The sequence below is a fragment of the Variovorax soli genome, from assembly GCF_031454625.1.
GTDB classification, from domain to species: Bacteria; Pseudomonadota; Gammaproteobacteria; order Burkholderiales; family Burkholderiaceae_C; genus Variovorax; species Variovorax soli_A.
In genome coordinates this window covers 21197-44039 of the sequence record NZ_JAVDRF010000013.1, presented here as the reverse complement: position 1 = coordinate 44039, position 22843 = coordinate 21197, and the positions used below count along the sequence as shown (strand labels likewise).

Here is a 22843-nt window from a genome sequence, read left to right as displayed (position 1 = left end):
TTCAGCGTGAGGGGCGGATCAAGGCGTACTGGGCCCATTCGCCCCGACGGAAAAGCACGCTCACGGGCTTGTTCTTGTCAGCCTTCACCAGGGCGGACTCGAACTCTTTGGCATTGGCCACTTCCGAGTTATTGATGGCCAGCACGATGTCCCCCTCCCGCAGGCCTGCCCGAGTCGCGGCATCGGTGGCGGATTCGATCTTCACGCCGCCCTTCAGCTTGAGCTCTTTTTTCTGCGCCTCCGTCAGGTCGCTGACGGCAAGGCCCAGCGACTTGGCGGCGGCGGATGCCGACGGCTTGGCCGGCTGCTCCTCGCGCTCTGACGTCCGAGTCGGCTTGTCAGGCTCGATCTCGGCGATCACCACGCTCAGGTCGCGCGAATTTCCTCGACGAAACACGGTCACGGTGCTCTTGGTGCCCGGTTTGGTATTGCCCACGAGGCGCGGTAGATCGCTGGGCTTCTCGATGGCCTTGCCATCGAAACGGGTGATGATGTCGCCAGGCTCAATGCCAGCCTTCTCGCCCGGCGAGCCGGCCTCCACCCCACGGACCAATGCCCCTTGCGCCTTGCCGAGTCCGAGGGATTCGGCCACGTCCTTCGTGACTTGATCGATCTGCACGCCGATCCGCCCGCGCGAGACACGGCCGTTGGAGCGAAGCTGATCGCTTACGCGAATCGCCTCGTCGATGGGAATCGAAAAGGAGATCCCCATGAAACCGCCCGAGCGCGAATAGATCTGGCTGTTGATTCCCACCACCTCGCCGCGCATGTTGATCAGCGGCCCGCCCGAGTTGCCGGGATTGATGGCCACGTCGGTCTGGATGAAGGGCAGGTAGTCGCCCGTGTCGCGCTGCTTCGCGCTGACGATGCCGGCGGTCACGGTATTTTCGAGGCCGAAGGGCGAGCCGATGGCCATCACCCATTCGCCGACGCGTAGCTTGGAGATGTCGCCCACCTTGACCGCAGGGAGGTTGGTCGCATCGATCTTCACAACCGCCACATCGGTGCGCTTGTCGGCACCGACGATCTTGGCCTTGAATTCCCGCTTGTCGACCAGCGTCACCAACACTTCTGACGCGCCGTCGACCACGTGGGCATTGGTCATCACGAAACCGTCCGGGGTCAGGATGAAACCGGAACCCACGCCCCGCGGGCGCGCTTCTTCCTGCGGCGCCTGGGGCCTGTTCGGGCGCGGCCCTTGGCGCGGGATATTGGGCAAGGGCTGGCCGAAAAAGCGTCGGAAAAACTCCTGCATCTCCTCGTCCATCTCACCGCTGCCGTCTCGCTCCGCCACCTTCTCGACCGTGCGGATGTTGACCACGGACGGACCGACCTGATCCACCAGATCCGTAAAGTCCGGCAGCACACGGGCTTGGGTCTGCGCACTGGCAGGCGTGACCGGCAGCAGCGCCGCGCCGGAGGCGAGCATGAATGCGCCGGCCACGAGGAATGAGCGGACCCTGTTCCTCTCGGTTCTGAACATCATCGGCTTCCTTCGTTGGAGAAAAGTACAAAAATCGATATGGCGGTTCAGCGCGTGCGTACAAGGCTTTGCGCGAACGCATCGAGCGTCTGCGGCGGAACCTCGCCGACAGCAGTCAGCCACCAATCGCCATCCTTGGCCTTCAGCAGCCGGGAGAGCGTGTAGGTGGCGCCTAGCGAAAGCAGGACTTCCCGGGGCTGGCGTTGCACGTCGTAAGGCTCCAAGAAAAGCGAAACCGTTGCCAGCCCGTCCGAGAATATCCATTGCATCGTATGCCCTGGCCCGCCGCTCGCCGTAGCACCGCCTAATACGCGCTTGTAGCAGCTGACGGGCTTGAAGCCGGCGATCGGGGCGCGAAGGGCCCAACCTTCCTTGACAGGCGTGGTGCGCTCGAGCTCGGATTTCTCCACCTTGTAGCCCGCGGTGCTGCTCATCATCTGCGCCAACGCCTGCGCTTTGACGGGCGCATCGAGCTGGAGTTCTGAAAAGGCGGACTGCTCGATCACGTGGTTGTCGCCATCCAAGGTCTGCAATTTCACCACCAGGCCCGATCGCCTTTCGCTCCAGATGCGGTATCCGAATCGAAGCCCGTCGCGCGGTTCCAGCTGCACCACGTCGGCGTCGAAGCCCGCGACGCGATCCTTGCCGACGACGCGCGCACCGTAGTAGTCGCCGATGGCAGTGTCGGGTGCACCGAGCAGGTTTGGAAAAAGTTCGAGGTTCTCGCGCTTCTCGCTCTTGACGATCTTCGTCTCGGGCAGGAAGGTCATCACATGATCGTTGCGTCTGAAAGTCGAGCGCGGCGGTCCGGACAACACCTCGACGCGCTCGAGCTGGAGGTCACCCTCGCAAACGTGCCAGATGCGGGCGCTCGACAAGTTCCCGCCTGCTGCCGAAACGACGAAGGTTCCAGAATAGGAACGCTGGCGGGACGCGGCATGCATGCGCTGCAGCCAATCGACCACGCTCAACGCCGGCGCCTCGCCGCCGGAAGCACTGATCGACCCCTTCGAGGACGGTGTGGGCGTTCGATTCTGGGCCACCGCAGCCTGCGCCATGCAAAGCGCAGCAACAAGGACCACGGCTCCACGCGCGGACATCGGCATCGATACAGTCATTGCGGACGTTTGGAAGCGAACGATCAGCGGGACGGGCCGTCAAAGGTCGCATTCCGCAGGAAGCCGGAAGGCATCTGGGAAGCGCCGCCCGCTTGCTGGTGAGCTTCAAGCAACTGGTCCAAGCGCGGGTCGCGCAACATGACTTGCGGATTGCCATTTCCCACGACGACGCGCATGGGCGTCAGCACCGACGCTGCCTGGGGCGATGGCCCACTGGCGGCGAGCACCGAGCCCGAGACCTGCTGTTGTTGCTGTTGCTGCGCCAATAGCGCAGCCGGCTGAGGAGTTCCCCCGACCCAGTTCCAGCTGATGGCCGCCGCGGCTGCCAGCGATGCCGCACCAGCCACCAGCTTCCATCGGAACACCGGCTCGTTGGCGGCCTCGGCACGGCGCAGCGCGGGCACCGCAACCGACACATCCGGCGCGAGCACCGGTGCCGAAGGCTCGGCCGCCAGCCGCTGCTGGAGCCGCGAAAGGAACCGCGAACTGTCGCTGCACGCGGTATGGACGCCGGAACGCAGGACATCTCCGACCACATGGTAGGCATGCCAGGTGGCCCGCAACTCATCGTTGTTGCAGACCTTGTCGATCACTTGGGCGAACTCGTCGTCCCGCAGATGCCCGTCGGCGAGTGCGGAAACCTGCTCATGGACAGTGGTTGATTGCTTCATCTCATTCACCTGCTTACCAACGCTTGCCGGATTGGTTGTCCAGCAACGGTTTGACCCTGGCCGAAATGGCTTCGCGCGCCCGGAAGATCCGCGACCGTACGGTGCCGATCGGACAATTCATGACCTCGGCGATTTCTTCGTAGCTCATGCCTTCGATCTCACGCAGCGTGACTGCCTGCCTCAGCTCCGCCGGCAGGGCTTCCATCGCCGCTTCGACGGCGGCCGCGATTTCGTTGGCCGCCATCACGGATTCGGGTGTTTCGTCGCTGGTTGGTTCGTTTCCGGGGCGGTAAGTTTCATCATCGTCCTCGGAAGAGGATCGCAGCGTGCTCTCGGTCACGGTCGGATCGCGCTTCATGTCCACCAGGGCCTTTTTGGCCGTGTTGACGGCGATGCGGTAGAGCCAGGTGTAGAACTGCGCCTCGCCCCTGAACTGGTGCAGGGCACGGTAGGCGCGGATGAAGGTCTCCTGCGCGATGTCCTCCACCAGGTTGACATCTCGCACCATGCGGCCGATGAGCCGCTCGATCCGGCGCTGGTACTTGATGACCAGGAGCTCGAACGCCTTCTGGTCGCCCGCGACCGTGCGCTGCACCAGCTGGAAGTCGATTTCTCCAGCCTTGGGCGTAGCAACGGGTGCGTCGGTCAAGCCGGTGTCGGGCGGCACGGGCGGTGGAGAGGCGGTCATGACAGAGGATGTTGCGCGCCGGTGGGCGCGGACCGGGCATCGGTCGGGGCCTCGCTGGCCGGAACGGGGCGCGAATATACCGCACACCACAAGTCTTGCCAGCGCTCCGGCATGGCGCGCCGCTCCAGCCAGACCCATCGGGCAGCGCGTCGCGGTAGCGCCAAGCGTACGAGCAGCCACGACTGGCCATCCAGCGCCACGCTCGCATCGGCAGCCTGCAAGCCCGCAACATCGCCGATCGACCAGCGCAGGCCATCGAAACTAAGGACCGAGGGCCGAGCGCGGCGCTGCGAACCCGCCCAGGCCGCAGCGCCCGCGCCGAGGACGCTCACCACCAGCAGGCCGGAGCGCCAGTCCGCCTTGCTGCCGAGCCGGAGCCACGCAGCAGCCGCGCAACAGGCGCCGCAGAGCCAAAAGAGGAGGAAAAGCCGGCCGGCGATGCGCGAGCGCCCCACCGGATAGCTCACCGACGGGGCGCCGTGCATGGATACGTGGAATTCAAGCGCGCTTGAACACCAGGGTGCCGTTTGTGCCGCCGAAACCGAAGTTGTTCTTGACTGCGACGTCGATCTTGAGATCGCGCGCCTCATTGGCGCAGTAATCGAGATCGCACTCCGGATCCTGATTGAAGATGTTGATCGTCGGCGGGCTCTTCTGATGGTGGATCGCCAGCACCGTGAACACCGACTCGATGCCCCCTGCGCCGCCCAGCAGGTGGCCTGTCATCGACTTGGTCGAGTTCACCACCAGCTTGCCGGCATGCGCGCCGAAGGCCTTTTTGATCGCGTTGGTTTCGTTGAGATCGCCAAGGGGCGTCGAGGTGCCGTGCGCGTTCAGGTACTGGACCTCGTCGGGATTGACGGCGGCATTCTTCAGTGCCGCCACCATTGAACGAGAGGGGCCGTCGACATCCGGCGCCGTCATGTGGAAGGCATCGGCGCTCATGCCGAAGCCGGCGACTTCGGCGTAAATCTTGGCACCGCGCGCCTTGGCTCGCTCGTATTCCTCGAGCACCAGCACGCCAGCACCTTCGCCCAGCACGAAGCCGTCCCGGTCGCGGTCCCAGGGGCGGGAGGCGGTGGCCGGGTCGTCGTTGCGGGTGGACAGGGCGCGCGCCGCGGCGAAGCCACCGATGCCGAGCGGCGAGACCGTGGACTCGGCGCCGCCCGCGATCATCACATCGGCATCGCCGTATTCGATCATGCGAGCGGAGATGCCGATAGCGTGCAAGCCGGTGGTGCACGCCGTGACGATGGCGATATTCGGCCCCTTGAAGCCGTACTTGATCGACACGTGCCCGGAGATCATGTTGATGATCGAAGCCGGCACGAAGAACGGGGAGACGCGGCGCGGCCCCCTGTTGGTCAGTTCGGCATGCGTCGCCTCGATCATGGGGAGTCCCCCGATGCCGGAGCCAATGTTGCAGCCGATGCGAACGGCGTCTTCCTGGGGCAAGGCATCGCCGGTCGGCAGGCCGCTGTCCCTCACCGCCTGCATTGCGGCAGCCAGGCCGAGATGGATGAAGCGGTCCATATGGCGCGCTTCCTTCTCGGGGATGTACTGGGTGATGTCGAAACCCTTCACCTCGCCTGCGAACCTGCACGCGAGCGCACCGGCATCGAAGCTGGTGACGGTGTCGATGCCCGACTTTCCGGCGAGCAGATCGGCCCAAGACTCGGCAACAGTGTTTCCGACAGGGGCAATGCAACCGAGCCCGGTCACGACGACGCGGCGTTTGGTCATGCCGGCAAACCTTTCTGGAGGCACTGAGGCCGCGGGGCGGCTTGCGCCATCATGGCAGCCGCGAACCGTTGCGGGAACCCAGTGTGGCCGATATCAGGCCTTTTGGTTCTTGGTGGCGTAGTCGACAGCGTTCTGGACGGTCGTGATCTTCTCGGCGTCTTCGTCGGGGATCTCGATGCCAAACTCGTCTTCGAGTGCCATCACCAGTTCGACCGTGTCGAGCGAGTCCGCACCGAGATCGGCGACAAAGGCCTTTTCGTTGGTGACTTGGGACTCTTCAACGCCGAGTTGCTCGGCAATGATTTTCTTGACACGTGCTTCGATATCGCTCATTTGGTTCCCTCTGAGGGTTGTAGGTAATCAATGATTTTAGCCGGCCGGATTGTGGCATCTGGCTCCGGATGGGGGGCAAGAGAATTGCGCGCTGATCTCACATATGCATGCCGCCATTGACATGCAATTCCTGGCCGGTCACATAGGCTGCCTGCGGCGATGCCAGGTAGGCCACGGCATGGGCGATGTCGGCCGGCTTGCCGAGATGACCGAGCGGGATCTGCGCCAGGAGCGCTTGCTGCTGGGCTTCCGGCAAGCTGGCCGTCATGTCGGTTTCGATGAAGCCGGGCGCGACGCAGTTGACCGTGATGTTGCGGCTGCCGAGCTCGCGTGCCAGGGCGCGGGTCAAGCCCGCGACGCCAGCCTTCGCCGCGGCGTAGTTGGCCTGGCCGGCATTGCCCGACGCACCGACGACGCTGGTGATGCTGATGATGCGGCCGTACCGCTGCTTCATCATGGGGCGGATCGCCGCGCGGGACAGGCGAAAGACGGCCTTGAGGTTGGTATCGAGTACCGCATCCCAGTCCTCGTCCTTGAGCCGCATGGCCAGCATGTCGCGGGTGATGCCCGCGTTGTTGACCAGGACGTGGATCGCCCCGTACGCTTTGACGATCTGATCGATCAATGCCTCAACGGCCGGCCCGTCGTTCACGTCGAGCGCCAGGCCCCTTCCGCCATACGCGCCAAGCGCGGCCGTGATTCTGTTGGCGCCCTCCTCGGTGGTGCCGGTACCGATGACCTGAAGACCGCGTTGTGCCAGCTCGAGCGCGATCGCCGCCCCGATGCCGCGCGAGGCGCCGGTGACCAGGGCAACCTGGCCTTCGAATTTGGGAATGTTCATAGAAGATGAATGTTCGAGGTGCGGCACTCAGGCGCCGAGCAATTGCTGGGTTTCCGCGCGCGTTGCCGGGTCATACACCGACCCTGTAAGGAGTTCGGGCGCAATGCGCTTGGCCATCCCGGCGAGAACCTTGCCCGGGCCGCATTCAACGATGGCTTCCACGCCGCGCGCCTTCAGGGCCAGCACGCTTTCGACCCAGCGCACGGGCCCCGCCGCCTGGCGCACCAACGCATCGCGGATCCGATCGGCATCGGTTTCCACAGCAACGTCGACGTTGTTGAGGACCGGAATCTGCGGCGCCGCGAAGGTCACGGACGCCAGGCGCTCACGCAAGGCTTGGGCAGCGGGCCGCATCAGGCTGGAGTGGAAGGGCGCCGAAACGGCCAAAGGCAGCGCACGTTTGGCACCCTGCGCCTTGAGCACTTCACAGGCCTTGTCGACCGCAGCCTTGCTGCCCGCGATGACCGTTTGCATCGGATCGTTGAAGTTCACGGCCTCGACGACTTCGCCACTGCCGGGGCCGAAGCCTGCCGTCACCTCGGCGCAGCCCGCCTTCACCTTCTCCGCGTCCATGCCCAGGACCGCCGCCATCGCACCCGCGCCCACCGGCACAGCCTGCTGCATCGCCTGGGCACGAAAACGCACAAGGGGCGCCGCCTGTGCCAGCGTCAGCACTCCCGAAGCGACGAGCGCGGAGTACTCGCCGAGGGAATGGCCGGCGACGAGCGCCGGCTTGGCTCCGCCCTCGGCCAGCCAGGCGCGCCAGGCAGCAATGCCGGCGACCAGCATCACGGGTTGCGTGTTGGTGGTGAGGGCCAGCGCTTCTTTCGGACCGTCGTGGATCAGGCGCGCGACATCCTCGTCCAGCGCGTCCGACGCTTCGCGCAGCGTACTGGCCACCGCCGGGTGATCGCCCCAAGCGTCGAGCATGCCGACTGCTTGCGAGCCCTGGCCCGGAAATACGAAAGCGAAGGATTTCATGGTTGGGTTTCCTTTGCGCACGCCGCCGCCGATCACGGGCAGCGCGCCGTCGCACTACATCGTCAATAGCACCGCGCCCCAGGTGAAGCCACCGCCTACTCCTTCGAGCATGACGGTGTCGCCCTTTTTCACCTTGCCGCTGCGCACCGCCTCATCCAATGCCAGGGGAATGGACGCAGCAGATGTGTTGCCGTGTTCGTTGACGGTCACGACCAGCTTGTCGAGCGGCAGCTTCAGCTTGCGCGCCGTGCCTTCCATGATTCGGATATTCGCCTGATGCGGGATCAGCCAGTCAATGTCCTCATCGGTCTTTCCGGCCTTCTGCAAGCAGGCGCGCGCGGACTCCTCCAGCACGCGGACGGCCAGTTTGAACACGGCCTGTCCATCCATGTGGAGCAGCGGCGTGCCCAGCACATCGCCGCCCGACACATGACCTGGTACGCACAGGATGCCAACGTGCTTGCCGTCCGCGTGCAGATCGCTGGCGAGGATGCCGGGCTCGGTGCTGGCCTCGAGGACCACTGCGCCAGCGCCATCGCCGAACAGCACGCAGGTGGTGCGGTCGTTGAAATCCAGGATGCGTGAGAACACTTCCGCGCCGATGACCAAGGCGCACCTGGCGCTGCCCGTGCGGATCATCGCGTCCGCCACGGTCAGGGCATAGACGAAGCCGCTGCACACGGCCTGCACATCGAAGACGGGACAACCGGCAATGCCCAGCTTGTTCTGGAGGATGGCCGCCGATGAGGGGAACACCATGTCCGGCGTTGAAGTCGCCACGATGATGAGATCGATGTCGCCGGCAGTGCGGCCCGCGGCCTCGAGCGCCTGCCTGGCTGCCTGAAGCCCCAGATCGCTGCTGGTCACCTCGGGTGCAGCGAAATGGCGGGCCCGAATACCGGTTCGCTCGACGATCCATTGATCGGAGGTCTCGATACCCCGCACTGCCAGATCGCGGGCGAGGTCCTCATTGGTCACTCGACGCGGCGGCAGGTAACTGCCGGTGCCGGTGATGCGGGAAAAAGGAGTCATCAAACGTGGAGCGCCCCCGCGTCGACCGGCGTCGCCGGCTCTTGCCGCGCAAGAAGGGGCGCGGCGTGGGCGATGCGGGCCCGCACGCGATCGAGCAGGTTGTTGCGAGCGGCATCATAAGCGCGATCGAGCGCGTGGCCGAAAGCCACATCGTCAGCCGAGCCGTGGCTCTTGAATACCAGCCCACGGAGGCCCAGCAGGGCAGCGCCGTTGTATCGCCGATGGTCCAGCCTGCGCTTGAGCGCTTTTAGCACCGGATAGGAGACGATTGCTGCGAATTTGCTGAAAATGCTGCTGGAGTACTCGATGCGCAGGAAGTCGACGATCATCGAGGCAACACCTTCCGTCGCCTTCAACGTGACATTGCCGACAAACCCGTCGCAGACGACGATGTCGGTCGTGCCTTTGAAAATATCGTTGCCCTCGACGTTGCCGTAAAAGTTCAAGTCATCGGAGCTGGCTGCCTTGCGGAGCAGTTGACTCGCCTTCTTGATTGTTTCGCTGCCCTTGATTGCCTCTTCGCCCACATTGAGCAGACCCACCGAAGGCGATTCGTTACCCGTCAGCGCAGACACCAGTGCGGAGCCCAGCACAGCGAACTGCAGCAAGTCCTCGGCGTCGCAATCCACATTGGCACCCAGATCGAGCACCGTGGTGGCGCCCCCCTTGCTGTTGGGCAGTTGGGGGGCGATTGCCGGCCGGTCGATGCCGTCAAGCGTCTTGAGCAAATAGCGGGCGATCGCCATCAGGGCGCCGGTGTTGCCAGCGGAGACCGCCGCCTGTGCGGCGCCGTCCTTCACCTGCTGGATCGCAACCCGCATCGACGAGTCCTTCTTCTTGCGCAGGGCGACCTCGATCGGGTCGTCCATTCCGACCACTTCGCTGGCCGGAATGACTTGGGCACGCGGATGCGAAAAACCGGCCATCGCAGCCGGGGCGCCCACGAGGAGGAGCGAGGCCTCCGCGTGGCGTTCCAGGAAAGCCCGACAGGCCGCAAGCGTAATGCGCGGCCCATGGTCTCCGCCCATGCAATCGACGGCCAGGGTGATTGCGGAGGGCGCGGAAATAGCAGATTCGGAAGGCGTAGCCATCAAAACAAAGGCCCGACGCTACGGCAAAAGTAGCTTCGGGCCTTCAGCCTTGGAACAGCAGATCAGGCTTCTGATTTGGTCTTGAGCACCTTGCGGCCGCGGTAGAAGCCGTTCGGGCTGATGTGATGGCGCAGGTGCGTCTCGCCGGTGGTCGGCTCGACAGCAATACCCGGCACGCCCAATGCGTTGTGGGAACGATGCATGCCGCGCTTGGACGGCGACTTCTTGTTTTGCTGGACAGCCATGCTGGCTCCTGAAAATGTTTGGGTGAGTGGGCGGGCACGCGCTCGACCGGAGTGGACCCTGACGGCCCCTGCCGTTCATCGGCACCTGCGAAAGGCGGCGCGCGCGAAGCCCATGATTATAGCCCCATTCGGCCACTTCAAGCCAGTTCAGCAAGTCCGGGCCTATTTCTGCTTGTCCGAGCGCAGCGTGCCGAGCACGGCGAAGGGATTCGGGCGGGCAGCCCCGGCGGCTTCGAAGTCGGGATCCGCCGCCGATAGCTTCACGGGCTCCGGACAATGTTCATGCCGTGGGGTGACAGGGATCTCCATCAGGAGCTCGTCCTCGACGAGAGCATGCAGGTCGAACTCGCGGCTGGCGACCAGCACGTCCTCCTCGGACTCTTCGTCCTCGGCGGCTGCCGTGTCTTCATCGGCGACGAATCGGAACCAGCGATCGACCTGCAACTCCACATTCACCGGCGTCATACAGCGTTGACAGACCAGCGGCACCGTGGCCGACGCGATCAGATGGAGCCACGGAACCGGGGTTCCGGCACGCCCTTCGTGCTCGGCGCCGACGGCTTCCCACTGCACGGGCGTATCGGGCGCCGGCTCAGCAAGCTCGGCACTCAGCCGTGCATAGGCCTGGAGGGGCTCGGCGCCAGAAAGCGTTTCGGCCGCCTCGGCGAAGCGGACCACGTCGAGCCTGCCGGGGGTGAATTCTCTGCTCATTGGCACCAGTCTAAACCGCTCACGCACAATCATGGGCCATGCAACGCCCAGTGATTCTTGCTTCGACCTCCCGCTACCGGCGCGAGCTCCTCGGCCGCTTGAGGCTGTCCTTCGATGTCCAGCCGCCCGAGGTCGACGAAAGACCGTTGGCGGGCGAGTCGCCGCGCGCCTTGGCCGAAAGGCTGGCCCTCGAAAAGGCGATCGCAGTGGCCCGCCGCTTTCCCGAAGCGGTGGTGATCGGTTCCGACCAAGTGGCCGACCTGGCCGGCGAACCGCTCGGCAAGCCCGGTGACCACGCCCGTGCGACCGCGCAGCTGCAGCGCATGCGCGGCCAGACCCTCGTGTTCCAGACCGCCGTTGCCGTGGTCTGCCAAGCCACGCGCTTCGCGCAGCGCGAGCTCGCCGCCGTGCGCGTGGTGTTCCGCAACTACAGCGATGCGGCCATTGAGAGTTATCTGCGCGCGGAGCAGCCCTACGACTGTGCGGGCAGTGCCAAAAGCGAAGGCCTCGGCATCGCGCTGCTGGACGCCATCGACAGCGACGATCCGACGGCCCTCGTGGGTCTTCCGCTGATCCGTACGGCCAACATGTTGCGCGCAGCCGGAGTCGATCTCCTGTGAACCGAGGCAAGCTCTACCTGGTTCCGGCCCCGCTGGATTTCGGATGCGACACGCAGGGCCCGCTCCAGGAAGTGATGCCATTGGGCACCCTGCACACCGCCGCAGGCCTGACGCATTGGATCTGCGAGAACGCAAAGTCGGCCCGCGCTTTTCTCAAACGCATTGACGGCGTGGTGGCGCTGGCCGCGCCGCTGCAGGCGCAGCAGATCCAGGAACTTCCCCGCGAGGTCCACAAGAAGGGCGACCACCAGGCGGGCCAGTTCGATGCGCGTCCACTCCTGGCCGCGGCGTTGGCCGGCACCGACATGGGACTGCTCAGCGAGGCCGGCATGCCGGCGGTTGCAGATCCCGGATCCTCCGTGGTGCGCGCCGCCCATGAGCTGGGCATCGCGGTCACGCCGCTCACCGGGCCGGTGTCGCTGCTGCTTGCGCTCGCGGCAAGCGGACTCAACGGCCAGAATTTCGCATTCGTCGGGTACCTCCCGCAAGACGCCGAGGCGCGCACGCAACGCATCCGCGAGCTCGAATCGCTCGCGCTTCGCACCGGCCAGACCCAGCTCTTCATCGAGACGCCGTACCGAAATGCAGCCCTGCTCCAGGCCCTGATGCAGACCCTCCAACACAACACCCGGTTGGCGGTGGCTCGCGGACTCACGCTTGCGGGCGCCGAGATCCGCAGCGAAACCGTGAAGGCATGGCGCGCCAGGCCACCGGCGGCCGACGGGCGGATGCCCGCTGTGTTCGCGATCGGACGCTAGCCGTGTCCGCCAATGCAGTGCTGCCGTCCGCCCGCATGCGCTGGGCCGCGCGTGTCCAGTTCTTTGCCTCCGGCTTCATCTTCGCGACCTGGGGCGTGCATATCCCGACCGTGAAGGCGCACTACGGAGTCACCGAGGCAGAACTCGGCATGGCCATGCTCGCGGCCGGCGTAGGCGCCCTGCTGGGCCTGACGCAGGCGAGCCGGTGGATTGGACGCCACGGCGCGCGGGCGATCGCCAGCCTCTGCGGTGCGGTCTATGCACTGTTGCTGGCCGGCTTGATGGTCATGCCGGGCTATGCGGCGCTGCTCGGCCTGCTTGCGGCCTTCGGCATCGTCACCAGCGTATTCGACGTGGCCATCAACACGGAAGCCGCAGAACTGGAGTTGCGAAACGGCCGCCCGCTCATGAGCGGGATGCATGGGATGTTCAGCCTTGGCGGCATGGCCGGGGCGGTGACCGGGAGCGCCGCCCTGGCGGCCGGCGTGGCACCACAGTCGCACCTGATGCTCGTCGCGTTGGCGATGGCCCTTGCGATCGTGCTCTCCGCCCAATGGATGCTGCCCAAGGACGCCACTGCTTTCGCCGGCGGCAATGAAGGCTTCCGGTTGCCCCGCGGTGCACTGGTCATCCTTGGCGTGCTCGCTGCACTCGGCCTGATCGCCGAGGGCGCGATCTACGATTGGAGCGTGCTCTACCTCAAACAGGAGCTGGGCAGCCCCCAGCAGCAAGCCGCCCTCGCCTACGCCAGTTTCTCGGCCGCAATGGCGGCGACGCGCTTCGGCGGCGACGCGCTGCGGGCGCGCTTCGCACCGGCCGTGCTGCTGCGCGGCAGCGCCTTGCTGGCAGCGGCATCCATGACGCTGGTCTTGCTCACCGATGCACCCTGGCTGGCGCTGGCCGGGTTCGCCGGCGTCGGGGCCGGCTTCGCCAACGTGGTGCCCATCCTGTTCGCAGCCTCGGCGCGCGTGCCGGGCGTCGAGCCGGCACGTGGCATCGCCGCAGTTTCGGCGGCGGCCTACCTGGGCTTCATGGCCGGACCTCCGGTGATCGGCTTCCTCGCCGAGGTCAGCTCCCTGACCGCAGCGCTCTATGTGGTAGTCACCTTCGCCGTGGGGCTCGCGGCGTCGGCGCGCTGGGCGGACCCGGCGTGATCAGCGCAGCGCCGGGGCGCTGCGCATCGCCCGTACCGAGGCATCGCCGAGCGCCGCGCCGAACTTCTTGGCCAGCTTCTCGGCCACGTTCTCGCGGCGCGTGTAATCAATGACGTCCTCGGCCTTGATAACCTCGCGCGCAACGAAGTCCACATTGCCGAGCTGATCGGCCAAGCCAAGGTCCACCGCCTGCTGGCCGCTCCAGAACAGGCCGCTGAACAGGCCCGGCGTGCCGGTCTTCAGCCGATCGCCCCGCCCTTTCTTGACCACGTCGATGAACTGCGCGTGGATCTGATCGAGCATCTGCTGCGCATGCGCACGCTGCGAATCGCTCATCGGACTGAAGGGATCGAGAAAGCCCTTGTTCTCGCCCGCCGTGAGCAGCCTGCGCTCGACGCCGACCTTCTCCATGAGTCCGGTAAAGCCGAAGCCGTCCATCAGCACGCCGATGCTGCCGACGATGCTCGCCTTGTCGACGAAGACCTTGTCTGTCGCAGCGGCGATGTAGTAAGCCGCGGAGGCGCAGGTCTCCTCGACCACCGCATACACCGGCTTGTTGTACTTGGCGCGCAGGCGGCGGATCTCGTCGTTGATGATGCCGGCCTGCACCGGGCTCCCGCCCGGTGAATTGATCAGCAGAACGATGCCCTTGGCCCCCTCGTCCTCGAAGGCGGTCTTCATCGCCGCCACCACGAACTCCGCGCTGGCGTCGGCACCGTTGGCGATCTCGCCCTTGATCTCGACGACGGCCGTGTGCGCCGTGGTCTTGGCCGTGGTCGGCGAACCGCGCGATACGACGAACCAGACCAGGAAGATGAAGAAGGCCAGCCAGCTCAGTCGGACGAAAGTCTTCCAGCGGCGCGCAGCCTGCTGCTCGCGCAGGCTGGCGAAGGCGAGCCTCTCGAGGGTCGCGCGCTCCCAGCCGGGTTGCTGGGTCGGATCGTTCCTGGAACTGCGCGCCGGCGTGGCGCGCTCGAAAGGTTCGAAACCCTCGGGTTCCGTTCGATGGGGGTCGGTCATGTCAGAAGGCCAGGGGTTGGAGGTTCCAGGCAGTATGCCAGTGCACCACGCCGTCCCGTTCGCTCAGCGCGATCTTCACGAGGCCCCCGCGGCAAGGACCGCCGGCGCATTCGCCGGTGTCCGGCTTGTAGACCGCCCCATGGGTCGCACACAGCAGCCACCGGCCGCTGTCGTCGAAGAAGCGATCCGGCTGGAAGTCCAGCTCCATCGCCACATGGCTGCAACGGTTCACGTAGGCATGCACCTGGCCTTCATAGCGGACGGCGAAGGCCCGGCAGGTCTGGCCGCCGAGCACCACATCGAAAGGCACGGCACGGCCGCCCTCGACCAGATCGGCGGCATTGCACAGGGGAATGCATTCGCTCATTCATCACCTCCGCGCTGACCGCTCCGGGATTCGCCTTCGAGCGTCCGAGTGGCTGGCGCCTGCGATTTTCATGCGTTCTCGAGAAGCCATTGCGCCAGACCGGACACGGAGTGCGCCACGTACAGCGGCTGCAGGGGGTCGAAGGTCTCTGGCTCGTGCGCGCCGTAGCTCACGCCCACCCTGGCGCAACCGGCATTGATCGCGAGCTGCAGGTCGTGGGTGGTGTCACCGATCATCAACGTGCGCTCGGCAGGCACCTCCATCTCTTCCATCAGCTCCAGCAGCATGCGCGGATGCGGCTTGCCGAAGGTCTCGTCCGCCGTGCGCGAGGCGTCGAAGCGCTCGCGCAGCGCGACGGTGGCGAGGGCCTCGTTCAGTCCGCGCCGCGATTTGCCGGTGGCCACGGCCAGCTTGTGGCCACGGACACGGAGGGCGTCGAGCATCGGCAGGACGCCATCGAACAGCACGATGTCGTCCTGGTGCTTGAGATAGTGGTGGCGATAGCGAGCCCCGAGCTCCGCGTATTTCTCTTGGGGCACATCGGGTGCGGCACGGGCCAGCGCCTCGGACAGGCCCAGGCCGATCACCCAGGCTGCATCGTTCTCGCTCGGCTTGGCACCGCCGACATCGACCACCGCCGCCTGGATGCAGCGCACGATGAGCCGAGTGGAGTCATAGAGGGTGCCATCCCAGTCGAAGGCAATCAGGTCGAAGCGGCGTGGACGCATGTCAGTCATGGGCAAGGAGAGGAGCGGGAACTGCAAGCGCATCGAGCGCCGATTGCGGCATCAGGGCGCGCAGCTCGGGCGGCAGTTCGGCCTGCAGCGCCATGCGCTCGCCGCTTGCTGGATGGGTGAACTGGAGGCGCCAGGCATGCAGGAACATGCGCTTGAGGCCGAGCTTCTGCAGCGCACGATTGCGCTCGAAGTCGCCGTACTTGTCGTCGCCCGCAATGGCGTGGCCGCCGGAGGCGAGGTGGACGCGGATCTGATGCGTGCGGCCGGTCTTGATCGTCACGCCGAGCAGGGAAAAGGCCCCCGGCTCGATGGGCAGCGAGACGCGCGCCAGCACCTTCACCAACGTCACCGCTCGCATGGCATCCGGGTGATCCTTGGCGACCACGCGCACGCGCCGCTCGCCGGGCTCCGACGAACCCGGCTTGCCCGGCAGCAGGTAGCGCGCCAGCGGCGCGTCGAGCACCTTTTTATTGGCAGGCCAGTCGCCCTCGACCAGCGCAAGGTAGGTCTTGCCGGTTTCGCGCTCCCGGAATTGGTCCTGCAAGCCCGTCAGCGCGCTGCGCTTCTTGGCGACCAGCAGGATGCCCGAGGTTTCGCGGTCCAGCCGGTGCACGAGTTCCAGAAAACGCGCCGCGGGCCGCGCCGTACGCAATTGCTCGATCACGCCGGAACTCACGCCACTGCCGCCGTGGACGGCAACGCCGGCAGGCTTGTCGAGCGCGAGCAGGGCGTCGTCTTCGTACAGCAAGGGAAATTCGCGGGGCGGCGCGGCAGGCAGGCCGCCCGCGCCTTCCGGCCGCGCGGCCATCCGCAATGGCGGCAAACGCAGCACGTCGCCCGCCTCCAGGCGGGTTTCGGCCTGGGCACGCCCCTTGTTGATGCGCACTTCGCCCGACCGGATGATCCGGTAGACATGGGTCTTGGGGACGCCTTTGAGCTCTCTGAACAGGAAGTTGTCGAGCCTTTGACCCACGAATTCCTCGTCGACCGTCAGAAAGCGAACTTCTGCCGCCGCGGGGCTTGGCTTCGCACCTATAATGTTTTTCACCAGCGCGGTCTTGTAAGTGCTTGATTAATCAGAAGTTTAGAGCACTGCCGGCAGCGCTGCGAGGTCGATGCCGCTTGGGCGTTGAATCTGCAGGCTACGCGCACAAGTGCAAAGCGGCAGGCGCCATGTTCAAGCCAAGCCGACGCCCACGAAACACCGATACGGAATACCAGCCGGCAGTGGACAAACTGCCGGCGGATCGAAGCGAGTCCCTTGTGTTGATGCTGCTGATTCAACTTTGCCTGCGCTGGCTGATGCCAGCGCCTTCGGGCGTTGGATCATCGGTAGCGCCTGTCTCCATCGCGCCAGCTGCCATCGAAAACATGGCAAGTCAACATCACATCGGGCTCGCGCCCATCCACGCGCCCCCACCCTTACTGCACTTGAGCTGACGCTCAACACAGGTCGCGCGCGCTCGCGCGCCGACCGGCAGCCGGGGTCAAGCGGCAATTCCTCCTTCGTTTCGCGAAGCGTCGTCCGTGCATCGTGAGGTCCGTCATGGACCGGTGAGAACGACAGAAACGACAGAAGGAAACGCATCATGAAGCGGATGCTGATCAACGCCACGCAGGCAGAAGAACGCCGCCTGGCCATCGTCGACGGGCAGAAGCTCCTCGACTACGAGATCGAAATCGAAGGGCGCGAGCAGCGCAAAGGCAATATCTACAAGGCCGTCGTCACGCGCGTCGAGCCGTCGCTGGAAGCCTGTTTCGTGGACTACGGCGAGGACCGGCACGGCTTCCTCCCGTTCAAGGAAATCTCCAAGCAATATTTCGCCGAGGGCGTGTCCGCCAGCCAGGCGCGCATCCAGGACGCGATCAAGGAAGGCCAGGAACTGGTGGTCCAGGTCGAGAAGGAAGAGCGGGGCAACAAGGGCGCGGCCCTGACCACCTTCATCTCGCTGGCCGGCCGCTACGTCGTGCTGATGCCCAACAACCCGCGCGGCGGTGGCGTCAGCCGGCGCATCGAGGGCGACGATCGCGCCGAACTCAAGGAGGCGATGGACCAGCTCGAGTACCCCAAGGGCATGAGCATCATCGCGCGCACCGCCGGCATCGGCCGCTCGGCGCCCGAGCTGCAATGGGACCTGAACTACCTGCTCAAGCTGTGGGCCGCGATCGATGGCGCCGCCAAGGGCGGCAAGGGCGCCTTCCTGATCTACCAGGAGTCGTCGCTGGTGATCCGGGCGATCCGCGACTACTTCAACCACGACATCGGCGACATCCTGATCGACACCGACGACATCTACGACCAGGCACAGCAGTTCATGGCCCACGTGATGCCGGAACATGCCTCTCGCGTGAAGCGCTATCGCGATGATGCCGCGTTGTTCAGCCGATTCCAGATCGAGCACCAGATCGAGTCGGCCTACGCCCGCACGGTACAACTGCCCAGCGGCGGCGCGATCGTGATCGACCATACCGAAGCACTGGTTTCGGTGGACGTGAATTCGGCCCGCGCCATCAAGGGCGGCGACATCGAGGAGACCGCCACCCGCACCAACCTCGAAGCGGCCGACGAAGTGGCGCGCCAGATGCGTCTGCGCGACCTGGGCGGCTTGATCGTCATCGACTTCATCGACATGGACGAGTCGAAGAACCGCCGCGAAGTCGAAAGCCGCTTGCGCGACGCGCTGCGCCAGGACCGCGCGCGCGTGCAGTTCGGCTCGATCAGCAAGTTCGGCTTGATGGAAATGAGCCGCCAGCGCCTCAAGCCCGCCCTCTCCGAGGGCTCGTCGATCCCTTGCCCCCGCTGCGGCGGCTCGGGCCACATCCGCGATACCGAATCGAGCGCGCTGCAGATCCTGCGCATCATTCAGGAAGAGTCGATGAAGGACAACACGGCCGCCGTGCACGTGCAGGTGCCGGTCGAAGTCGCTTCCTTCCTGCTCAACGAAAAGCGTCCCGAGATCGCCAAGATCGAGCTGAAGCAGCGCGTTACCGTGCTGATGGTGCCCAACAAGACGCTGGAGACGCCCAACTACAAGCTGGAACGCCTGAAGCACGACGATCCGCGCCTCGATCACATCGAAGCCAGCTACAAGATGGCCGACGAGATCGAGGATCCGACATCGGTCACGCGGCGCTCGCAGGAGCCCACCAACCGCCAGACGCCGGTGATCAAGGGTGTGCTGCCCGATGCACCCGCGCCTGTCGTGGCACCCAAGCCCGAAGCCGCGCAACCGCCGGCGGCGACGCCCGCGCCCGTCGCGCCGCGGCCCGCTGCCGTCGAGGAACCGGCCGACGCAGGCTTCTTCGGCTGGATCAAGCGCCTGTTCGGCGCGACGCCGGCGCCTGCGCCGGCACCAGTGGTCATTCCTGTCGAAGCACCCAAGCCGCGCCGCGAAGGCCGTGGCGGGCGCGATGGCGAAGGGCGCGTGGCGCGTGACGGCGAACAGCGCCGTGGCGGACGTGGCGAGGGCAGGGGCGGCCGCGATGGCGAACGCCGAGGTGGACGTACAGGCGAGCGCCGTGAAGGCGAGCGTCGCGAAGGACGCGAGACGCGCGGCGAAGCGCGCAATGAGGCACAGATCCGCGAACCGCGCGAGCCACGCGAGGCGCGCGCACCGCGCGACGGCGAGCGCCGCGGCCGTGGCGAGCGGCGCGACAACGAGCCTCGCCAGACGCCGGCCGACGCTGAGATCCAACTCGACGCACAAGCGCTTGCACCCACTGTCTCCGCGAACGACGAGGTGGTGGCTCCCGCCGAACGTGCGCCGCGCGGACGCGGCGAGCGCCGCGAGCGCAGCGAACGCGGTGCCGACGCCGTGCGCGAGGCCGGCAACGAAGGCCCGTCAGATGCCGAGCGCGGAGCCCGCGGCGGGCGCGAGGAGCGCCCCCCTCGCGGCGAGCGCGGCGAAGGACGTCGCGACCGCCGCGCGGAAGGGACGCCACGCGCGGCCGAGACCATCGCCAGCGCGGAACTGCCCCCGGCGGCGGACAGCGCCGCGGATGCGGTGAACGGGGAGGTCGTACCGCGCCGCGAGGACGACGAACGCCGCGGGCGCTCGCGTGACCGCTACGGCCGCGACCGCCGCGAACGTGCGCCGCGTGAAGATGCCGAGGCCAGCATGGCGGCCCCACCGATCGGAGCGCCCGATGCCAACGGACCCGCCAAGGTCGATGCGCTGCCCATGGCCCGCACCGAGCGACCCTCGACTCCGGCTGCCCCCATCGTCGTCGAGGCCCCGGCGCCGCGCTCGCGCGCGCTGCCGAAGGTACAAGGCTACGAACTGCCGCTGGACGAACTCGCCCAGGTGGCCGAAGGCTCCGGCCTGCAGTGGGTGAACTCGAACGCCGAGCGCGTCGCCGAGGTCCGTGCAGCGATCGCGGCGGAACCTCGGGCGGTCCATGTGCCGCGCGAACGGCCCCCAGCCATCGTGCTCGATGAAGGGCCGCTTATCCTGGTTGAAACGCGTCGCGACCTGGACAACCTGGTGCTGCCTTTCGAGGAGCCTTCGCGCGAAGTCCGCCCCTCCTGACAAGGGACTTGCAGGAGGCGTGGTTTCCCCCGGCACCGGCCGGGGCGCCTCGAAGGCCGCGCCAGTGTTTGGCGCGGCCTTTTTGCTTTGACGCTTGAGCGTTGGGCTTCTGCTCGGGCGCGCGGTCCACCCTGCCGGGGATGCATTTGCAGGCGTTGTCCTACGCGCGTCGGTGTAATTCTTTCTGGCTCATGCCGGCATACTCTATGCATGCTGCACCGCAGCAGCATGAAACCGACAACTAAGTCACGAAAACTTGGAGCCGGCGTTTGTAAGCAACAGGAAAACGTCAACGCGCGTTAACATGTTGTCATACAAAAGAATTACACTCAGCCATGGATGCTGCACTGCAGCAAACTAGCGGGGAAAGCTTTCGTCAGAGGCGGGGCTTACAACGTTTGTCATGCGATGTACGTCTTTTGTTCACAAGACAAACGGCCCATCTTGTGTTCAAATTCTTGCGAATAGTAGTAAAGCGTTACAGCTGCCGCGCTCTCGGGCTGGAGGCAGCAAAACACCCGTCACCGGGGGAATATTCGATGTTTCGATCCGACTCAACTGCACATGGCAACGTGGTTCGACGCTACACCCCCGGGGGCGGCGGCCCTTCGGCGTCTCCCGCGTACGTGCAACCGCGCAAGCTCAACCTCCTGGAGCGCGCTGCGAAGCGCAGCATCGATATCGTGGGTGCGCTGACCTTCTTCGTTCTCTTCGGTCCGCTCTACCTGCTCGTGGCGCTCTGCGTCGGCATCAGCATGGGACGTCCCGTGCATTTCTGGCAGCACCGCCTCGGCGCAAGCGGACAGCGCTTCCGCTTTTACAAGTTCCGTTCGATGGTCCGCAATTCCGAGCATGTGCTCGACGAGTTCCTGAGCCGCAACGACATGGCACGCACCGAATGGGACACCTTCCAGAAGCTGGAGAAGGACCCGCGCATCACACCGATCGGCGTGTTCATCCGCAAGCTGAGCCTGGACGAACTGCCGCAGTTCTGGAACGTGCTGAAGGGCGACATGAGCCTCGTGGGACCGCGCCCCTGCATGGAGCGCCAGCGCAGCCTGTACGGCAAGGGCTGGGAGCACTACTGCGCCATGCGTCCTGGCATTACCGGCCTGTGGCAGGTCAGTGGCCGCAACAGGTTGTCGTACGCAAGACGCGTCGAGCTCGACGTGGAGTACGTCAGCAACTGGTCGCTCTGGCTGGACATCAAGATCCTGCTGAAGACGGTGCGCACCGTGATCACTGGCGACGGATCGAGGTAAGCATGATCCGTCCGATCGTCCTATGCGGCGGCAGTGGCACGCGGCTCTGGCCGTTGTCGCGCAAGACGCTGCCCAAGCAGTTCGTCCCGCTGATCGACAACAAGAACCTGCTCGTTCTCACGCTGGAACGCCTGCGGCTCCTGAGCGACGAGGTGACCTGCGTCGCTGCCGAGGAGCACCGCTTCCTGGTCCAGGAGAGCATCGAGGCCGCGAATGTGCGAGGCCAGCAGTTGCTCGAGCCGGTGGCGCGCAACACAGCGGCTGCCATGGCCGCGGTCGCCCTGCTGTCCGAGCCCGACCAACTGCTGTTGTTCGCGCCGGCAGATCATCACATTCCTGATGCGGAGCGCTTCGTCGCGACGATCCGCAAGGGCGTGCCCGCCGCCCTCGCCGGCCATCTCGTGACCTTCGGCGTCGAGCCCAGCTTTCCAAGCACAGCCTATGGCTATATCCGCCAAGGCGAGCCGCTCGCAGCCTCGCTGGGCGAGGACGCCGGCCACGCGGTGGCCGCCTTCGTCGAAAAGCCCGCGGCAGCGCACGCCGAGCAACTGCTGCTGGCGGGCGGCCATCTCTGGAACGCCGGCATCCTGCTCGTCCAGGCTCGCGTACTGATCGAGGCGCTGGAACAGCACGCGCCCGACATCCTGCAGAGCTGCCGGGAAGCCACAGCTTCCGTCGAAACCGACGGTGACTTCCTGCGCATGGACGCCACCACATTCGGCCGCTGCCGCAGCCAGAGCATCGACTATGCGGTGCTCGAAAAATGCGAGAAGGTTGCGGTGCTTCCATTTCAGGGCCGCTGGAGCGACGTCGGCAGCTGGAACGCCGTCGCCGATCTGCATGAAGCGGACGAGCACGGCAACCGGATCAGCGGCCAGGGCTTCGCCATCGGCGCCAGCAACACGTTCGTCTACGCGCCCAACCGACCTGTGGTGGCACTGGGCACGAAGGACCTGTTGGTGGTGGACACGCCGGACGCATTGCTGGTCGCGCATGCGGATTTTGCCGAGCAGGTCAAGGACGTGGTCGCATTGCTGACCACCCACGGCCACAGCCAGGCCACGCGCCACCGCCGCATTCCGCGCCCCTGGGGCGCCTACGACAGCGTCGACGACGGCGATCGTTTTGCCGTCAAGCGCCTGACGGTGAAGCCCGGCGCGCGCCTGGCGTTGCGCATGCATCACCATCGCGCCGAACACTGGGTGGTCGTGAAAGGCACGGCACGGGTGCTGTGCAACGGCGAGGCCTGCCTGGTCAAGGAAGACGAGTCGATCTACATCCCCGTGGGCGCAAAGTACAGGCTGGAAAACGCAGGCAAGACCGTGCTGGAAGTGATCGAGGTCCAGACGGGCGGCTATCTCGGCGAGGACGACATCGTCCGGTTCGATGACGCACCGGCGGGGATCATCGGCAACGACAAGAAGCTGGCCTGAACGCCGCCCCTCCCGGGACGTTCCAG

Annotated in this window: 23 protein-coding genes; 6 read left to right on the top strand and 17 right to left on the bottom strand. The window is 65.7% G+C overall.

What is annotated here, in order from left to right; translation table 11 throughout:
• Window position 1 precedes the first annotated feature (1 nt).
• From J2739_RS23580 to J2739_RS23520, 13 genes are all read right to left on the bottom strand, one after another.
• Window positions 2-1486 (bottom strand): DegQ family serine endoprotease, encoded by a 1485-nt coding sequence (locus J2739_RS23580; RefSeq protein WP_309906215.1) that lies wholly within the window; start codon window positions 1484-1486, stop codon window positions 2-4.
• A gap of 44 nt (window positions 1487-1530) precedes the next feature.
• Entirely contained in the window at window positions 1531-2601 is a 1071-nt protein-coding gene (locus J2739_RS23575; RefSeq protein WP_309906213.1) for a MucB/RseB C-terminal domain-containing protein, read from the bottom strand.
• Between the two features lie 23 nt (window positions 2602-2624).
• Window positions 2625-3272, bottom strand: a complete 648-nt coding sequence (locus tag J2739_RS23570; RefSeq protein ID WP_309906211.1) for a sigma-E factor negative regulatory protein — start codon at window positions 3270-3272, stop codon at window positions 2625-2627.
• 13 nt (window positions 3273-3285) lie between these two features.
• On the bottom strand, window positions 3286-3960 hold the full coding sequence (rpoE, locus tag J2739_RS23565; protein ID WP_309906209.1) for an RNA polymerase sigma factor RpoE: 675 nt from the start codon (window positions 3958-3960) through the stop codon (window positions 3286-3288).
• Window positions 3957-4445, bottom strand: coding sequence for a hypothetical protein (locus J2739_RS23560; protein WP_309906207.1), 489 nt, complete (start codon window positions 4443-4445; stop codon window positions 3957-3959). Before J2739_RS23560 ends, rpoE begins: the two co-directional genes overlap by 4 nt.
• Window positions 4446-4458: 13 nt before the next feature.
• Window positions 4459-5703, bottom strand: a complete 1245-nt coding sequence (gene fabF / locus J2739_RS23555; RefSeq protein WP_309906205.1) for a beta-ketoacyl-ACP synthase II — start codon at window positions 5701-5703, stop codon at window positions 4459-4461.
• 93 nt (window positions 5704-5796) lie between these two features.
• Window positions 5797-6036, bottom strand: coding sequence for an acyl carrier protein (acpP, locus tag J2739_RS23550; protein WP_007830471.1), 240 nt, complete (start codon window positions 6034-6036; stop codon window positions 5797-5799).
• Window positions 6037-6133: 97 nt separating this feature from the next.
• Window positions 6134-6877: a 3-oxoacyl-ACP reductase FabG gene (gene fabG / locus J2739_RS23545; protein ID WP_309906203.1), complete on the bottom strand. Its 744-nt coding sequence runs from the start codon at window positions 6875-6877 to the stop codon at window positions 6134-6136.
• A gap of 27 nt (window positions 6878-6904) precedes the next feature.
• Window positions 6905-7858, bottom strand: a complete 954-nt coding sequence (gene fabD, locus J2739_RS23540) for an ACP S-malonyltransferase (RefSeq protein ID WP_309906201.1) — start codon at window positions 7856-7858, stop codon at window positions 6905-6907.
• 54 nt (window positions 7859-7912) lie between these two features.
• Complete coding sequence (locus tag J2739_RS23535) at window positions 7913-8890, bottom strand: beta-ketoacyl-ACP synthase III (protein WP_309906199.1); 978 nt, start codon at window positions 8888-8890, stop codon at window positions 7913-7915.
• Entirely contained in the window at window positions 8890-9981 is a 1092-nt protein-coding gene (plsX, locus tag J2739_RS23530; protein ID WP_309906197.1) for a phosphate acyltransferase PlsX, read from the bottom strand. The genes J2739_RS23535 and plsX overlap by 1 nt, the downstream gene beginning before the upstream one ends.
• Window positions 9982-10043: 62 nt before the next feature.
• The gene (gene rpmF / locus J2739_RS23525) at window positions 10044-10226 is read right to left on the bottom strand and encodes a 50S ribosomal protein L32 (protein WP_028248601.1); all 183 of its coding nucleotides are present in this window, start codon (window positions 10224-10226) and stop codon (window positions 10044-10046) included.
• Between the two features lie 162 nt (window positions 10227-10388).
• Complete coding sequence (locus J2739_RS23520; RefSeq protein ID WP_309906195.1) at window positions 10389-10937, bottom strand: YceD family protein; 549 nt, start codon at window positions 10935-10937, stop codon at window positions 10389-10391.
• Window positions 10938-10975: 38 nt separating this feature from the next.
• Between J2739_RS23520 and J2739_RS23515 the strand changes: the two genes are divergently transcribed.
• Genes J2739_RS23515 through J2739_RS23505 form a run of 3 tightly spaced genes read left to right on the top strand, consistent with a single transcriptional unit; the run spans window position 10976 to window position 13469 of the window.
• A complete protein-coding gene (locus J2739_RS23515) occupies window positions 10976-11557 on the top strand; it encodes a Maf family protein (protein ID WP_309906193.1) in 582 nt (193 codons plus the stop codon).
• Window positions 11554-12315 (top strand): SAM-dependent methyltransferase, encoded by a 762-nt coding sequence (locus J2739_RS23510; protein ID WP_309906191.1) that lies wholly within the window; start codon window positions 11554-11556, stop codon window positions 12313-12315. The genes J2739_RS23515 and J2739_RS23510 overlap by 4 nt, the downstream gene beginning before the upstream one ends.
• A gap of 2 nt (window positions 12316-12317) precedes the next feature.
• Window positions 12318-13469: an MFS transporter gene (locus J2739_RS23505; protein WP_309906189.1), complete on the top strand. Its 1152-nt coding sequence runs from the start codon at window positions 12318-12320 to the stop codon at window positions 13467-13469.
• Here J2739_RS23505 and J2739_RS23500 read toward each other — a convergent pair whose 3' ends face one another.
• From J2739_RS23500 to J2739_RS23485, 4 genes are all read right to left on the bottom strand, one after another.
• On the bottom strand, window positions 13470-14489 hold the full coding sequence (locus tag J2739_RS23500) for a S49 family peptidase (protein WP_309906187.1): 1020 nt from the start codon (window positions 14487-14489) through the stop codon (window positions 13470-13472).
• A gap of 1 nt (window position 14490) precedes the next feature.
• Entirely contained in the window at window positions 14491-14856 is a 366-nt protein-coding gene (locus J2739_RS23495) for a Rieske (2Fe-2S) protein (RefSeq protein WP_309906185.1), read from the bottom strand.
• 68 nt (window positions 14857-14924) lie between these two features.
• Complete coding sequence (locus J2739_RS23490) at window positions 14925-15593, bottom strand: HAD-IIIA family hydrolase (RefSeq protein WP_309906183.1); 669 nt, start codon at window positions 15591-15593, stop codon at window positions 14925-14927.
• Complete coding sequence (locus tag J2739_RS23485; protein ID WP_309906181.1) at window positions 15586-16641, bottom strand: RluA family pseudouridine synthase; 1056 nt, start codon at window positions 16639-16641, stop codon at window positions 15586-15588. Before J2739_RS23485 ends, J2739_RS23490 begins: the two co-directional genes overlap by 8 nt.
• Window positions 16642-17182: 541 nt before the next feature.
• On the opposite strand from J2739_RS23485, the gene J2739_RS23480 reads away from it, so the two are divergent.
• From J2739_RS23480 to J2739_RS23470, 3 genes are all read left to right on the top strand, one after another.
• On the top strand, window positions 17183-20122 hold the full coding sequence (locus tag J2739_RS23480; protein WP_309906179.1) for an Rne/Rng family ribonuclease: 2940 nt from the start codon (window positions 17183-17185) through the stop codon (window positions 20120-20122).
• Window positions 20123-20748: 626 nt separating this feature from the next.
• Window positions 20749-21384 (top strand): sugar transferase, encoded by a 636-nt coding sequence (locus J2739_RS23475; protein ID WP_309906177.1) that lies wholly within the window; start codon window positions 20749-20751, stop codon window positions 21382-21384.
• Between the two features lie 2 nt (window positions 21385-21386).
• Window positions 21387-22817 (top strand): mannose-1-phosphate guanylyltransferase/mannose-6-phosphate isomerase, encoded by a 1431-nt coding sequence (locus J2739_RS23470; RefSeq protein ID WP_309906175.1) that lies wholly within the window; start codon window positions 21387-21389, stop codon window positions 22815-22817.
• Window positions 22818-22843 lie beyond the last annotated feature (26 nt).

What these genes read in the sequence shown, in the direction of transcription:
- J2739_RS23580 (WP_309906215.1), bottom strand. Translation starts at nt 1,486, where the DNA reads ATGATGTTCAGAACCGAGAGGAACAGGGTCCGCTCATTCCTCGTGGCC.
- J2739_RS23575 (WP_309906213.1), bottom strand. Translation starts at nt 2,601, where the DNA reads ATGACTGTATCGATGCCGATGTCCGCGCGTGGAGCCGTGGTCCTTGTT.
- J2739_RS23570 (WP_309906211.1), bottom strand. Translation starts at nt 3,272, where the DNA reads ATGAAGCAATCAACCACTGTCCATGAGCAGGTTTCCGCACTCGCCGAC.
- rpoE (WP_309906209.1), bottom strand. Translation starts at nt 3,960, where the DNA reads ATGACCGCCTCTCCACCGCCCGTGCCGCCCGACACCGGCTTGACCGAC.
- J2739_RS23560 (WP_309906207.1), bottom strand. Translation starts at nt 4,445, where the DNA reads ATGCACGGCGCCCCGTCGGTGAGCTATCCGGTGGGGCGCTCGCGCATC.
- fabF (WP_309906205.1), bottom strand. Translation starts at nt 5,703, where the DNA reads ATGACCAAACGCCGCGTCGTCGTGACCGGGCTCGGTTGCATTGCCCCT.
- acpP (WP_007830471.1), bottom strand. Translation starts at nt 6,036, where the DNA reads ATGAGCGATATCGAAGCACGTGTCAAGAAAATCATTGCCGAGCAACTC.
- fabG (WP_309906203.1), bottom strand. Translation starts at nt 6,877, where the DNA reads ATGAACATTCCCAAATTCGAAGGCCAGGTTGCCCTGGTCACCGGCGCC.
- fabD (WP_309906201.1), bottom strand. Translation starts at nt 7,858, where the DNA reads ATGAAATCCTTCGCTTTCGTATTTCCGGGCCAGGGCTCGCAAGCAGTC.
- J2739_RS23535 (WP_309906199.1), bottom strand. Translation starts at nt 8,890, where the DNA reads ATGACTCCTTTTTCCCGCATCACCGGCACCGGCAGTTACCTGCCGCCG.
- plsX (WP_309906197.1), bottom strand. Translation starts at nt 9,981, where the DNA reads ATGGCTACGCCTTCCGAATCTGCTATTTCCGCGCCCTCCGCAATCACC.
- rpmF (WP_028248601.1), bottom strand. Translation starts at nt 10,226, where the DNA reads ATGGCTGTCCAGCAAAACAAGAAGTCGCCGTCCAAGCGCGGCATGCAT.
- J2739_RS23520 (WP_309906195.1), bottom strand. Translation starts at nt 10,937, where the DNA reads ATGAGCAGAGAATTCACCCCCGGCAGGCTCGACGTGGTCCGCTTCGCC.
- J2739_RS23515 (WP_309906193.1), top strand. Translation starts at nt 10,976, where the DNA reads ATGCAACGCCCAGTGATTCTTGCTTCGACCTCCCGCTACCGGCGCGAG.
- J2739_RS23500 (WP_309906187.1), bottom strand. Translation starts at nt 14,489, where the DNA reads ATGACCGACCCCCATCGAACGGAACCCGAGGGTTTCGAACCTTTCGAG.
- J2739_RS23495 (WP_309906185.1), bottom strand. Translation starts at nt 14,856, where the DNA reads ATGAGCGAATGCATTCCCCTGTGCAATGCCGCCGATCTGGTCGAGGGC.
- J2739_RS23490 (WP_309906183.1), bottom strand. Translation starts at nt 15,593, where the DNA reads ATGACTGACATGCGTCCACGCCGCTTCGACCTGATTGCCTTCGACTGG.
- J2739_RS23480 (WP_309906179.1), top strand. Translation starts at nt 17,183, where the DNA reads ATGAAGCGGATGCTGATCAACGCCACGCAGGCAGAAGAACGCCGCCTG.
- J2739_RS23470 (WP_309906175.1), top strand. Translation starts at nt 21,387, where the DNA reads ATGATCCGTCCGATCGTCCTATGCGGCGGCAGTGGCACGCGGCTCTGG.